9 protein-coding genes are annotated in these 13323 nt (G+C 71.5%); all 9 read right to left on the reverse strand.

Going from position 1 to position 13323, the window contains the following annotated elements; genetic code table 11:
- The 9 genes from G3T37_RS14195 to rhaI all read right to left on the reverse strand — a co-directional run bounded on the left by G3T37_RS14195 (position 1) and on the right by rhaI (position 13215).
- Positions 1-1233: an alpha-hydroxy acid oxidase gene (locus tag G3T37_RS14195; RefSeq protein ID WP_163474554.1), complete on the reverse strand. Its 1233-nt coding sequence runs from the start codon at positions 1231-1233 to the stop codon at positions 1-3.
- Positions 1230-1913 (reverse strand): GntR family transcriptional regulator, encoded by a 684-nt coding sequence (locus G3T37_RS14200; protein ID WP_206673841.1) that lies wholly within the window; start codon positions 1911-1913, stop codon positions 1230-1232. The genes G3T37_RS14195 and G3T37_RS14200 overlap by 4 nt, the downstream gene beginning before the upstream one ends.
- A 99-nt stretch (positions 1914-2012) precedes the next feature.
- The gene (locus G3T37_RS14205; protein ID WP_163474556.1) at positions 2013-4481 is read right to left on the reverse strand and encodes a family 78 glycoside hydrolase catalytic domain; all 2469 of its coding nucleotides are present in this window, start codon (positions 4479-4481) and stop codon (positions 2013-2015) included.
- Positions 4478-7315: an alpha-L-rhamnosidase gene (locus G3T37_RS14210; protein WP_163474557.1), complete on the reverse strand. Its 2838-nt coding sequence runs from the start codon at positions 7313-7315 to the stop codon at positions 4478-4480. The genes G3T37_RS14205 and G3T37_RS14210 overlap by 4 nt, the downstream gene beginning before the upstream one ends.
- A gap of 69 nt (positions 7316-7384) precedes the next feature.
- Entirely contained in the window at positions 7385-8167 is a 783-nt protein-coding gene (locus tag G3T37_RS14215) for a nucleotidyltransferase domain-containing protein (protein WP_163474558.1), read from the reverse strand.
- Positions 8164-9609: a rhamnulokinase gene (locus G3T37_RS14220; RefSeq protein WP_163474559.1), complete on the reverse strand. Its 1446-nt coding sequence runs from the start codon at positions 9607-9609 to the stop codon at positions 8164-8166. Before G3T37_RS14220 ends, G3T37_RS14215 begins: the two co-directional genes overlap by 4 nt.
- Positions 9606-11669: a bifunctional aldolase/short-chain dehydrogenase gene (locus tag G3T37_RS14225; protein WP_163474560.1), complete on the reverse strand. Its 2064-nt coding sequence runs from the start codon at positions 11667-11669 to the stop codon at positions 9606-9608. The genes G3T37_RS14220 and G3T37_RS14225 overlap by 4 nt, the downstream gene beginning before the upstream one ends.
- A gap of 21 nt (positions 11670-11690) precedes the next feature.
- Positions 11691-12044, reverse strand: coding sequence for an L-rhamnose mutarotase (locus G3T37_RS14230; protein ID WP_163474561.1), 354 nt, complete (start codon positions 12042-12044; stop codon positions 11691-11693).
- 4 nt (positions 12045-12048) lie between these two features.
- On the reverse strand, positions 12049-13215 hold the full coding sequence (gene rhaI / locus G3T37_RS14235) for an L-rhamnose isomerase (RefSeq protein WP_163474562.1): 1167 nt from the start codon (positions 13213-13215) through the stop codon (positions 12049-12051).
- Positions 13216-13323: the final 108 nt, after the last annotated feature.

Consider the following 13323-nt stretch of genomic DNA (forward strand, 5'->3'; position numbering starts at 1 on the left):
CTATCGCGCCCTCGGCACCAGCCTCTCGAGCTGGGTGACGTGGCCCGGTTCGAGCTCGGCGAGGCTCTTCACACCCAGCAGGCGCATGGTGCGCGCGATCTGGTCGCCGAGGATGCCGATGGTGCGGTCGACGCCCTCGCGCCCGCCCGCCATCAGCCCGTAGAGGTAAGCGCGGCCGATGAGCGTGAACTTCGCGCCGAGCGCGATCGCGGCGACGATGTCGGCGCCCGACATGATGCCGGTGTCGAGGTGGACTTCGGTGTCTTTGCCGACCTCGCGCACGACCTCCGGGAGGAGGTGGAAGGGGATGGGCGCGCGGTCGAGCTGGCGGCCGCCGTGGTTGGAGAGCGTGATGCCGTCGACCCCCATCGAGGCGAGGGTACGGGCATCCGCCACGCTCTGCACGCCCTTCACGACGAGCTTGCCGGGCCACTGCTCCTTGATCCACGCGAGGTCGTCGAAGGTGACGGTGGGATCGAACATGCTGTCGAGCAGCTCGCCGACGGTGCCCGACCAGCGGTCGAGCGAGGCGAAGGCGAGCGGCTCGGTGGTGAGGAAGTTGATCCACCACTCCGGGCGGGGCAGGGCGTTCAGCACCGTTCCCGGCGTGAGCTGCGGGGGGATGGAGAAGCCGTTGCGCTTGTCGCGCAGGCGGGCTCCGGCGACCGGCACGTCGACGGTCACCAGCAGCGTGTCGAAGCCGGCCTTCGCGGCGCGATCGACGAGCGCCATCGAGCGGTCGCGGTCCTTCCACATGTAGAGCTGGAACCAGTTGCGCCCGGTGGGGTTGGCCGCCTTGACGTCTTCGATCGCGGTCGTGCCCATGGTCGACAGCGAGAAGGGGATGCCCGCCGCCCCGGCCGCGGACGCCCCCGCGATCTCGCCCTCGGTCTGCATCATGCGGGTGAAGCCGGTCGGTGCGATGCCGAACGGCATGGCCACGGGAGCGCCGAGCACCTCGCTGGACAGGTCGACCACCGAGACATCGCGCAGGATCGCCGGGTTGAACTGGATGTCCTCGAAGGCCTGCCGCGCACGGGCGAGCGAGATCTCCGCCTCGGCCGCGCCCTCGGTGTAGTCGAAGGCGGCCTTGGGGGTGCGTCGCTGGGCGATGTCGCGGAGGTCGTAGATGGTGAGCGCCGAGGCGAGTCGGCGCTTCTTCGCGTTCAGCTCCGGCTTCTTGAACTGCATGAGCGGCGCGAGGTCGCGCGGCTTCGGGAAACGTCTCTTCATCGGTGATTCTCTCTGCTCGGGGAGTCGGCGGTGCCGCTCGCGTCGACGTGGGCGAGGAGTCGTTCGCGCGACGCCTCGACGTGGCTGCGGGTGAGGCGCGCAGCGAGTTCGGGGTCGGCGGCGCCGACGGCATCGAGGATGGCCTGGTGCTCGGCCGAGACCTCGGCGGCGGTGCGCAGATGGTTGGCCTGCACCTGCCCGATGCACAGCTCGATCTCGCCCATGATGAGCGAGTGCATACGCACGAGGCGGGTGCTGGGCTGACCGGTGACGAGCGCGCGGTGGAACGCGATGTCGAGCGGCGCGTAGGCGAGGTCGCCGTCGGCCCCGGCCTGGATCCGGCGGTGCGCGTCGAGCGCCTCCCGCGGCACGGTGCCCTCGCTCGCGAGCTTGGCGGCGGCGGCGGACTCGACAACCGCCCGGGTGTCGAAGAGGTCGACGATGTCGGCCCGGCTCAGCTCCGGCACGCGGGCCGCCTGATGCACCTCGCGGTGCAGCAGCCCCTCGCTCACGAGTCGCTCGATGGCCATCTTCGCGGTGGGGCGGGAGACGCCGAACTGCAGGGCGACCGCCGACTCGGTGAACGTCGTCCCGGGAGCGGCGACCTGGCTGAGGATGCTCGCGCGCAGCTCGTCGTAGATCGCGCTGGGCAGGATGGTGGAGATGCTCGGGCCGGGCATGGGCATCCTCTCTGCCGTCGACGGTGGCGGTTCCGGGGCGCTGAAGGTGCCACCGGATTGTCAATCAATGTAGCAGATTGTTTAGCAATCTGGAACGGCTCAGCCGAAGTGGATCCGGTGCTCGCCGGCCGCGAGGGAGTGCTCGTCGCCGGCCGCATCCACGACGATCACCGGCACGGGGCTCGAGATCGTGAGCACGCCGCCCGCGAGATGCGCCGACACGGGGCCGTGCGGGGTGGGCACGCGACCCTCCAGCTCGGCGACACCGCCGGGCGCCGGCGCGATCCGCACGCGACTGTAGCCGGGCGCGTCGGGGCGGATTCCGAGCACGTAGCTCACGAGGTCGCGCGTGGGGGTGCTGCTCCAGCCGTGCACGGGAGTGCCCCAGCCCCAGCACTCTCCGAAGGTGTCGTAGCCGTCGACCAGGAACACCGACCATCGACGCACCAGGCGCGTGAGATCGCCCGCGCGGCCCGCCGCCGCCACCGCGTCGTGCACGAGGTAGCTGTAGAACGGTTCGGTGAGCACGACCTCGGTCTCGGCGTCCCAGTCGATGCGCTGGATGCCCTGCGACTGCTCGATCATCTTCTGCACGTCGTAGCCGCCGTCGTTGCCGCCGATCCAGGAGCGGACCACGAGCGTGCGGTCATCCGTGATCGCGTCGATGATGCGCGACCAGCGCTCGCGGGGAGCCAGCCCGGAGACGATCGCCGTCGCTCCCGCCGCCTGCGACGCGGCCGCCATCGGCACACCGCCCAGCAGGTGATCGATGTAGGTGCCCCGGCGCTCGTCCCAGAAGTCCTCGAACCCGGCCCGCGCGGCATCCCAGCGGGTGCGCGCCCAGCGGGCGGAGGCCGCGTTGCCGATGACCTCGCTGATCTCGCCGAACTCCGCCAGGCCGCGAGCCCACAGTGCGGTGAGGATGGAGCTGCGCCCGGTCGAGAACACGCTCGCCCAGTCGACCAGGTTCCACTCCGGCACATCGCTGATCGTGCCGTGCTCGTCGACGTAGGGCTCGTACCAGCGCAGCACCTTCTCCACGGTCGGCAGCACCGCCAGCAGCTGATCGGTGACCCCCTCGAACATCATGAGGTTGTACACCCCGTGCACCCAGTGCAGCGCCCAGTCGGGGATGGTCATGGCGCCGTGCAGTTCTATCTCGCCGACCACGCTCATCGGCAGCATGTGGTCAGGGCGCGGAGAGTCGCCGAGCGCGATGTAGTTGCGGGCGAGCGCCCAGTCGCTGTTCGTGGTGAGGTGCACGAGCTGGTGCACGACACCGTCGCCGACCCACGCCCGCTGCTCGCGGGTGGGGCAGTCGGTGAACGAGTCGAAGGAGTTGAGTTGCACGGTGCGCCGACCCGCCGTGTACAGCGCGTTCAGCTCCTCGTCGCTCGACCGGAAGAACGCGTCGCCCGTCCACTGATACGTGTACTCGTGCACCCGTGCGGCGGCCACCGTCACCTCGGCGGCGACCGGTGCGTGCAGCACGATGTGCAGGTAGCGCAGGCCGTTGAGTTCGAGCCCCGTGTAGCGGTCGTCGTGGCCGCGGGTGATGTAGGCGCCGCCCGTGTTCGGCGCCGACATCGGGGCGTCCGGGGCGTAGGCGAGCTCGCGATAGTGCAGCTCCACCTCGACCCCCGCGGGTGCCGTGAGCTCGAGCTCCACGTAGCCCGCGACGATGCGGCCGAAGTCGACCGAGAGATGGTGCACGGTCTCGGGGGTGAGCTGGGCGGTGACCGGCAGGATGCCCGGCGCCGCCTCCCCGCCCGCCTCGAGCACCTCGACCACCCGCTTCGACGGGTGCGTGCTCGACCAGGTCGGCTTCGCCCGGCGGGAGCTGTCGCTCAGGCCGGGGGCCTCGATCGTGACACCGCCGAGGGCCGCGATCCCGCGCGGCAGGAGGGCGCCATAGGGGTCGGTGGGCGGCTGCGATCGGGCGAAGCCGCCGATGTGGCTCGTGCGCACGATCGTCGCGGGCGCCCACTCGCTGTCGTCGAACGCGGTCGTCGCCCAGCGCGGGTCGAGCAGTCGCGCGTCGAGACGCTCCACCGGCACCCCGTCGATGGACTCTCCCGCGAAGGTGGTCCAGGCGGGGGAGCGCAGGACGCGCCAGGAGGCGTCGGAGGTGAGGACGGTGTCGCCGAGCGCCGCCTCGAACACGAGCAGGGCATCCGTGCCCAGCCCGCCGATGGCCGGAGCCGGCTGCCAGAAGGCGTTCGGTCGACCGTAGTAGGTGACGAGCACCGCGATCGTGTTGATTCCGACGCGGAGGAAGGGCGCGAGGTCGTACTGGTCGTAGCGGAGTCGGCGCGGTTGCGAGCGGATGGGGCCGCGACCGACCTCCACGCCGTTCACGTGCAGCACGTAGCGCGAGTCGGCGGTCAGCCGGGCGGGCACCGTCTCGGGCACCGCGTCGACCTCGATCGAGCGGCGGTAGTGCACCCGCGAGAACGCGTGGGGCGTGAGCTCGCCGCCGAAGCTGATCTGCCCCTCGGGCTCAGGGGGCAGCTCCGGGCCGATCCAGTGGCCGCTCCAGGCGACCCCGGGGAACGCGGCCGAGGTCACGCCGTCGCCCCCGTGCCCGCGCCGCGGCCGGCGTTGAGCGCGTCGAGCGCCGCGCCGATCTCGGCCTGCATGCTCGGCGACAGCTGGAAGAACGCCTCGCCCAGCGCGCGACCCTCCGTCCACTTGGTGTGGCGCCGGAAGATCTGCGCCTGCTCCGGGCTGTGCGCCGCGATCGCCTGCCAGACCGCCGCGTACGCTTCCGGGTCGTCGATCACCGCGGCGAGCGAACTCTCCGTGGTGACAGCGCCGGGCGCGACCGGCGCGGCGGCCGCGCCGACCGTCCACTGGTGCTCGCCCGAGCCCACCTCGTGCACGTCGTCGGTGCCCGGCAGCGTCACGACGGCCGTCGTGTTCGCCGGGATCACCACCGAGACGGTCACGGTGTCGCCGTCGCGCACCCACCCCGCGGTCGCGATCCCGTAGGGGGTGTCGTGCGTCGCCGTCGCGTGGTCGAAGCCGTCGAGCAGGTGCGGCTGGATGCGCAGGGTGCGGTACCCCGGCTCGGCGGGCGCGAGACCCGCGACCGAGCGGTGCAGCCAGTCGGCGACGGCGCCGAGCGCGTAGTGGTTGAACGAGGTCATCTCGCCGGGGTTGATGGTGCCGTCCTCGAGCATGCTGTCCCAGCGCTCCCAGATCGTCGTCGCCCCCATCGTCACGGGGTAGAGCCACGACGGGTTCTCGGTCTGGGTGAGCAGCCGCGCGGCGGTGTCGGCGTGGCCGGTGTCGGTCAGCGCGTCGGTGATGAGCGGCGTGCCGACGAACCCCGTTCCGATCCGGTAGCCCGCCGACCGCACGAGTACCGCGAGTCGTGCGCCCATCGCGAGGCGCTGCGCCTCGTCGCGGTAGAGGCCGAACATGATGGCCGTGGCGTAGCCGGTCTGCGCATCCGACATCATGCGCCCGCTCTCGGCGACGTACTCGGCGAGGAAGGCGGCGTGGATGCGCGACCGCAACTCGCCGTACCGGGCCGCGTCGGCGGCGTTGCCGAGCAGCTCCGCGGCGCGCACCACGAAGTCGACCGAGCGGTAGAGGTAGGCGCTCGCCACGATGTCGGCATCGGTCTTCGCGTCGGCCGGGAAGTCGGGCGAGGCGTCGGGGTCGAGCCAGTCGCCGAACTGGAAGTGGTCCTCCCACAGCATCCGGTCGCCCGCCATGCCGAGAAGCGTGTCGGCCCAGGCCTTCATGCTCTCGTACTGGTCGGCCACGACGCCCAGGTTGCCGAAGCGCTCGTGCAGCACGGTGGGCACGACGGTGGCGGCGTCGCCCCAGGCGGCGGCGGCGCCGGGGCGCCCCGGGAGCACACTCGGAATGATGAACGGCACCACGCCGTCGGCCGCCTTCTGCTCCAGCGCCAGGTCGACCAGCCAGCCGGTGAGGAAGGCGTCGGCCTCGTACAGGAAGCTCGCGGTCGGGGAGAAGACCTGGATGTCGCCCGTCCAGCCGAGCCGTTCATCCCGCTGCGGGCAGTCGGTCGGCAGGTACAGGAAGTTGCCGCGCATGCCCCAGACCACGTTCTCGTGCAGGCGGTTGACGAGCGCGTGCGAGCTGTCGAACCAGCCGGTGCGCGCCATGTCGCTGTGGATGACCACCGCGGTGACGTCGGAGGCGTCGAGCTCCCCGGCCAGCCCATCGAGCTGCGCATAGCGGAAGCCGTGGAAGGTGAAGCGCGGCTCCCACGTCTCCTCGCCCGTTCCGGCGAGCGTGAAGTGATCGGTCGCCGCCGCGTTGCGCAGCGGCCGGATACCCAGCTCACCGTGCTCGAGCACTTCCGCGTGGCGCAGCGTGAGGGTGGTGCCGCGCTCGCCGCGGACCGTGATGCGGAGCCGGCCGACCAGGTTCTGGCCGAAGTCGAGGATGCGCGCGCCGCTCGGCGAGGTGATCACCTCGCGCACCGCCACCTCCTCGATCGCCCGCACGGCGGGGGCGATGCGCGGCTGCGGGGTGGGCACGGTGTCGCCCTGCACGGCGGCGGCCGACCAGGCGGAGTCGTCGAAGCCGGGCTCGGTCCAGCCCGCCTGCTCGCGGGTCGCGTCGTAGCTCTCGCCCGCGTAGATGCCGCTCGCGACGACCGGGCCGTCACCCGTGGCACGCCAGTCGGCGCCGGTGAGCACGGTCTCGGTACGGCCATCCGTGTACTCGATGACCAGCTGGGCGGCGACGGCGGGCTGCTCGCCGTAGAAGCGGCTGGCGCTGTCGCGGAAGCCGAAGTTCTCGGTGTACCACGCCCCGGCGAGGCTCACGCCGATCGCGTTGTCGCCCTGCCGCAGCAGCGCGGTGACATCGGTGGTCTCGTGCACGAGGTGCCACTGGTAGCTGGTCCAGCCCGGCTTGAGGATCTGGTTGTCGACCTCGGCGCCGTTGATCCAGACCTGGTACGCGCCGTGCGCGGTCGCGTACAGGGTCGCGCGGGATACCTCGGCTTCGGTCGCGAACTCGTGGCGGAGCAGCGCGGGCTGCGCCGCCGCCGCGGGTTCGGCGAGGCCGACGAGCGGGGCGCTCCACTCGCCCTCGGCGAGGAACGCGGCGACGACCTCGATCGGCTCGCTCCACTCGGAGGTGGAGCCGTCGACGCCCGTGACGCGCACGCTGACCGTGCGGCGCTCGCGCGGAGCGAGCGGGGTGAACGGCCACTCCACGAGCACGGAATCGCGCCCCTCCACGGTGACCGTGTCGCCGGAGCCGTCGCGCAGTTCGGCGCTCGCCTGCAGCCAGGCCGGGGTGGTCGCGGCCGACTTCCAGCTCAGGCGGGGCGCGGGGACGGCCACGTCGGTGCTGTCGGTGCGCAGCTCGGCGCGCACGGAAGCGACGCGCACGGTGGTGGTGTCGGTGCTCATGATTCTCCTTTGAATGATGGTCGCGGGTGCGGCCGGCGGTGCGGGTCGATCAGCGTGGGGTGCGGGGCCTCACGAGTACTCGGGGGTCTTGGTGCGGTAGCGCCAGGCCAGTTCGTTGTCGAGGATGAACGTCGACAGCGTCTGCTCCTCGCTCAGCGGCCACGCCCGGAAGCTCTCCAGCGCGGTCATGAGCGCGCCCGCCGTCGCGGGCGAGGGATCGTCGAGCACCGCGGCCACGAGCGCCTCCCAGCCGTCGGGCTTCTCGGCCAGTGCGTGGACCGTCGTGCTCAGGTACTTCGGGCCCTGGAACAGCACCCGGTTGTGCGCGAGCAGGAGCCGGGAGGCAGCGAGCACGAGGTGCACGGCGGCGTGCTGGAGCAGGAAGCGGTCGCCGGAGGCGTGGGCCTGCGCGAGGAAATACCCGCCGTGCAGGCGAAGCTGCGCGAGGAACGACGCGACCCGGGCGTCCCAGTCGGCGGCGGGGAGGGCGGCTCGGGCGAGACGGGTGGGGAGGTCATCCACCCGGCTGAAGGCGATGCGGGAGGTGGCGAACGACTCGCGCACCGCGTCGTCGCCGCGATCGGCCGCATCGTCGAGGTAGCTGAGCGTCGCGAGCTTGATGTCGTAATAGCCGCCCTCGTAGCCGATGCCCTCGGTCTCGGTGACCATGAGCAGGCCGTCGCGCCAGGCCCGCTCCCACCGCTCCTCGGTCACGACGAGGTAGAGGTCGACGTCGGAGTCGGCCCGCTCGGTGCCGCGCGCGAGCGATCCGGTGATCACCACGCCGAGGGTGTCGTCGTCCGCGGCCACCCGCTCGACGTACCGGGCGATCGCCTCCTCGTGATGGATCATGCGACGCGCACCCTCGGGGCGTAGCGCACGGGCGGGAACGCCGCGGCGACCACCGCCCGCAGACTCTCCAGGTCGCCCGCGACGACGCCGAGTGCCCGCGCCTGCACGAGCACGTTCCCGATGGCGGTCGCCTCGACGGGCCCGGCCAGCACGGGCAGTCCGGTGCGATCGGCGGTGAGCTGGCAGAGCAGCGCGTTGAGCGACCCGCCGCCCACGATGTGCACCACGCCGACCCGCGTGCCCGAGAGCTCGGCGGCCGTGTGCACGGCGTGGGCGAAGGCCTCGGCGAGGCTCTCGATGATGCAGCGCACGAACTCCGCGCGCGACGCCGGAACCGGCAGCCCGTGCGAGCGGAGCCAGCCCGCGATGCGGCCGGGCATGTCGCCAGGGGCCAGGAACACGGGGTCGTCGGCGTCGAAGACCGGCACGGCCGCGGTGACGGCGGCCGCCTCGGCGAGCAGGGACGGCAGGTGGATGCTCGATCCCTCGGCCTCCCACTCGCGCACCGTCTCGCTCAGCAGCCAGAGCCCCATCACGTTGTGCAGGAACCGCACCCGGCCGTCGACGCCGCCCTCGTTGGTGAAGTTCGCCGCGCGGCTGGCCTCCGTGAGCACCGGATGATCGAGCTCGACCCCCACGAGCCCCCAGGTTCCGCACGAGATGTACGCGAAGTCCGCGCCCGTCGCCGGAACCGCCACGACCGCGGAGGCGGTGTCGTGCGAGCCGACCGCCGTGACCGGCACCCCGGCGAAGGCCGCGCGGTCGCCGCCCGCGAGCACGACCGCGTCGCGCTCGCCCGGCTGCACGAGTCGGGGGAAGAGCGTGCGGGCGAGGCCCAGACGGTCGGCGAGCTCGAGGTCCCAGCCGTGCGAGGAGACGTCGAGCAGGCCGGTGGTCGAGGCGTTCGTGGCCTCGGCGCGCAGCTCGCCGGTGAGCCAGAAGCGCAGCAGGTCGGGCACGAGCAGGAAGCTGTCCGCCTCCTCCAGGCGACCGGCGACGCGGTCCGCCGTCAGCTGGTAGAGGGTGTTGAAGCTGAGGAACTGGAGGCCGTTGCGCGCGTAGAGCTCCGCCGGCGGCACGATCGCGTGCACGGCCCGGGCGGCCGGGACGGTGCGCTCGTCGCGGTAGTGGAACGGCTCGCCGAGCATCCGGCCGTCGCGCAGGAGGCCGTAGTCGACCGCCCAGGCGTCGATGCCGATGCTCGCCAGCCCGCCCTCCACGGCTGCGGCGGCGGTGAGACCGCCGAGCACGTGCCGGTACAGCCCGCTCACATCCCAGTGCAGGCCCTCGTCGCGCGGCAGGCCGGTGCCGCCGGTGCCCGCGACCGGACCGTTGGGGAATCGCGCGAGTTGCTCGAGGTGGAGCTCGTTCGCCGAGACGCGGCCGAGCATCACGCGGCCACTGGTGGCCCCGAGGTCGACGGCGGCGACGGTCGTGGTCATCGCAGGAAGGCGGCGGCGACGCCCGCGTCGACCGGGATGTGCAGACCGGTGGTGTGGGAGAGGTCGGAGGCGCACAGGACGAAGACCGCGTTCGCGACGTTCTCGGGCAGCACCTCGCGCTTGAGGAGGGTGCGCTGGGCGTAGTACTTGCCCAGCTCCTCCTCGGGCACGCCGTAGACGGCGGCGCGCTTGGCGCCCCAGCCGCCGGCGAAGATGCCGGACCCGCGCACGACGCCGTCGGGGTTGATGCCGTTGACCTTCACGCCGTACTCGCCCAGCTCGGCCGCGAGCAGCCGCACCTGGTGCGCCTGGTCGGCCTTCGTGGCGGAGTAGGCGATGTTGTTGGGGCCGGCGAACACGGAGTTCTTCGACGAGATGTAGACGATGTCGCCGCCGAGCTTCTGGTCGATGAGCACGCGGGCCGCGGCGCGGGAGACGAGGAACGAGCCCTTCGCCATCACGTTGTGCTGCAGATCCCAGTCGGCCACCGTGGTCTCGAGGAGCGACTTCGAGAGCGAGAGTCCCGCGTTGTTGATCACGATGTCGAGGCCGCCGAAGGCGAGCAGCGCGGCGTCGACCGCCGCCTGAACCTGCGCCTCATCGGTGACGTTCGCCTGGATCCCCACCGCCACGTCGGTCCCGCCGAGCTCGGCCGCCGCGGCCTGCGCCTTCTCCAGGTCGAGGTCGGCGATCACGACGCACGAGCCCTCCGCTGCGAGGCGCGTGGCGATCGCCTTGCCGATGCCGGACGCGGCCCCCGTGACGAGGGCGATGCGGCCCGCGAGCGGCTTGGGGGCGGGCATCCGCCGCAGCTTCGCCTCCTCGAGCGCCCAGTACTCGATGCGGAACTTCTCGCTCTCATCGATGGGCGCGTAGCTCGAGATCGCCTCCGCACCGCGCATGACGTTGATCGCGTTGATGTAGAACTCGCCCGCGACGCGGGCGGTCTGCTTGTTGGCGCCGTAGCTGAACATGCCGACGCCGGGGACGAGGATGATCGCCGGGTCGGCACCGCGCATCGCGGGCAGTTCTTCCGCCGGGGTTCCCGCAGCCACGGCCGCGTCGACACCCCGCTGGTAGTACCCGGCGTAGTCGGCCCGGTACTGCTCGTGCAGTTCGTCGAGGCGGGCGAGTTGTTCCTCGAGGCTCGCCGTCGTCGGGAGGTCGAGCACGAGCGGGGTGACCTTGGTGCGCAGGAAGTGGTCGGGGCAGCTGGTGCCGAGCGCGGTCAGCCGGGGGTGTTCGGCGCGCGAGAGGAAGTCGAGGACCACCTCGGCGTCGGTGAAGTGCCCCACCTGGGCGCGGTCGGTCGAGGCGATCGCCCGCAGGTGCGGGGCGAGCGCCGCGGCCCGGGCGGCGCGCTCCTCGGCGGGCAGGGCGGTGTAGCCGTCGAGCACCGCGCCGAAGGAGTCGGGGCGACCATGCTCGGCGATGTAGCTCTCGGCGGTGCGGATGATCCACAGACTGTTGGCCTCGGCCTCCTCGGAGGTCTCCCCCCACGCCGTGATGCCGTGGCCGCCCAGGATGCAGCCGATGGCCGCCGGGTTGGCCCGCTTGATCGCCGCGATGTCGAGACCGAGCTGGAAGCCGGGGCGGCGCCACGGCACCCACACGACCTTCCCGCCGAAGGCCGCCGCGGTCAGCGCCTCTCCGTCGGCCGCGGTCGCGAACGCGATGCCGGAATCCGGGTGCAGGTGGTCGACGTGCGCCGCATCGACGAGCCCGTGCATCGCCGTGTCGATCGAGGGTGCCGCTCCGCCCTTGCCGTGCAGGGTGTAGTCGAAGGCCGCGACCATGTCGTCCTCGTGGTCGACACCGGTGTAGGCGCCGACGAGGGCGCGCATCCGGTCGAGGCGGAGCACGGCGAGCCCGGACTCGGTGAGGGTGCCCAGGTCGCCGCCGGATCCCTTGACCCACAGCAGCTCGACCGGCTCACCCGTGACCGGGTCGGTGTCGGTGCCCTTGGCGGAGGTGTTGCCGCCCGCGTAGTTGGTGTTGCGCGGGTCGGCGCCCAGGCGATTGCTCCGGGCGATGAGGGCGGCCGCGGTGGGGTTCGTCATGGTCGGTGTGCCTTGTCTGTGTCAGTGGTCGAGGGTGGCGACGGCGCGCAGTTGCTCGCCGAGGTCGAAGACGCGGGGGAGGTGGGTCGCGGCGAGATCGGCACGGTCATCCGCCTCGGCGAAGAAGGGCTGCATGCTCTCCTCCCAGCGGGTCGCGACGGCCGAGTCGCGCAGGTAGGCCGCGGAGGCCTCGTCGGAGTCGGTCTCGTAGTAGCCCACGAGGAGGCCGTCGGGGGAGAGGAAGAGCGAGTAGTTGCGCCGCCCCGAGCGCGCGATCTCCTGCAGCATCTCGGGCCACACCGGAGAGTGGCGCTCGAGGTACTCGGGGATGCGCTCCGGCTTCACCCGGAGGGTGAAGCAGACCTTCTCCGACATGGGATCAGGCGCCCCAGCCGGCCTGGGTGCCGCCGACGCGGTCGGCCGCGATCTGCTGCTGGTAGCCGCTCGCGAGGTAGGCCTTCATGGGGTTGGCCGGCAGGCCGCGGGTCTCGCGCCAGGCGGCGAGGTCGGCCCGCGGGTCGGTGTAGAAGGCATCCATGAGGATCTCGTTGGCGAGCAGCACGTCGTGGTCGCGCTGTGCCGCCTCGAGCGCGGCCGTGTCGACACTGAGTGCGCGCGCGGTCATCTCCTGCACGTTCAGCACCGAGCGGATCTGCCCGGGGATCTTGTCCTCGACGTTGTGGCACTGGTCGAGCATGAAGGCGACGGGCGAGCCCGGTCCGTAGCCGCCGCCCCGGATGACCTCGTAGAGGATGCGGAACAGCTGGAACGGGTCGGCGGCGCCCACGATGAGGTCGTCGTCGGCGTAGAACCGCGAGTTGAAGTCGAAGCTGCCCAGTTTTCCGAGGCGCAGCAGCTGCGCGACGATGAACTCGATGTTCGTGCCGGGGGCGTGGTGGCCGGTGTCGAGGCAGACCATGGCGCGCTCACCGAGGGCGGCCACCTGCACGTAGCTGGTTCCCCAGTCGGGGACGTCGGTGTGGTAGAACGCCGGCTCGAAGAACTTGTATTCGAGGACCAGGCGCTGGTCATCCCCGATGTTGGCGTAGATCTCGGCGAGCGAGGCGGCGAGGTTGTCCTGGCGGCGACGGATGTCGTCCTGGCCGGGGTAGTTGGTGCCGTCGGCCAGCCAGATCTTGAGGTCGCGCGATCCGGTCTCGTTCATGATCTCGATGCACTCGAGGTGGTGGTCGATCGCCTTGCGCCGGGCCGACTCGCTCGTGGCCGCGAGGCTGCCGAACTTGTAGTCGTCGTCCTGGAAGGTGTTGGAGTTGATGGTGCCGAGGTCGACGCCGTGGTCGCGCGCGAAGCGGCGGAGGGCGGCGTAGTCGTCGACCTTGTCCCACGGGATGTGCAGCGCGACGGTCGGCGCCAGCCCGGTGTACTTGTGCACCTGCGCGGCGTCGGCGATCTTCTCCTCCGGCGTGCGCGGGGTGCCCGGCGTGCCGAAGACCTTGAAGCGGGTGCCCGAGTTTCCGAATGCCCAGGACGGCAGTTCGATGGCCTGGTCGGCCAGTGCGGCGAGGGTTGTGGCGTCGATGCTCACGGTTGGTTCCTTATCCCTTGTGCTGGGGGTGAGGGGCCGTCACCGTCGTGGTGTCGGTCTCTCTGCGGTGCGAATGAATCGTTTCAATGACTAGTGACGATAGTAGGT

This window comes from Galbitalea soli, assembly GCF_010686725.1.
Lineage (GTDB): Bacteria > Actinomycetota > Actinomycetes > Actinomycetales > Microbacteriaceae > Galbitalea > Galbitalea soli.

Bases quoted from the DNA above. Each gene is read 5' to 3' on its own strand.
- G3T37_RS14195 (WP_163474554.1), bottom strand. From the start codon at position 1,233: ATGAAGAGACGTTTCCCGAAGCCGCGCGACCTCGCGCCGCTCATGCAG.
- G3T37_RS14200 (WP_206673841.1), bottom strand. From the start codon at position 1,913: ATGCCCGGCCCGAGCATCTCCACCATCCTGCCCAGCGCGATCTACGAC.
- G3T37_RS14210 (WP_163474557.1), bottom strand. From the start codon at position 7,315: ATGAGCACCGACACCACCACCGTGCGCGTCGCTTCCGTGCGCGCCGAG.
- G3T37_RS14215 (WP_163474558.1), bottom strand. From the start codon at position 8,167: ATGATCCATCACGAGGAGGCGATCGCCCGGTACGTCGAGCGGGTGGCC.
- G3T37_RS14220 (WP_163474559.1), bottom strand. From the start codon at position 9,609: ATGACCACGACCGTCGCCGCCGTCGACCTCGGGGCCACCAGTGGCCGC.
- G3T37_RS14225 (WP_163474560.1), bottom strand. From the start codon at position 11,669: ATGACGAACCCCACCGCGGCCGCCCTCATCGCCCGGAGCAATCGCCTG.
- G3T37_RS14230 (WP_163474561.1), bottom strand. From the start codon at position 12,044: ATGTCGGAGAAGGTCTGCTTCACCCTCCGGGTGAAGCCGGAGCGCATC.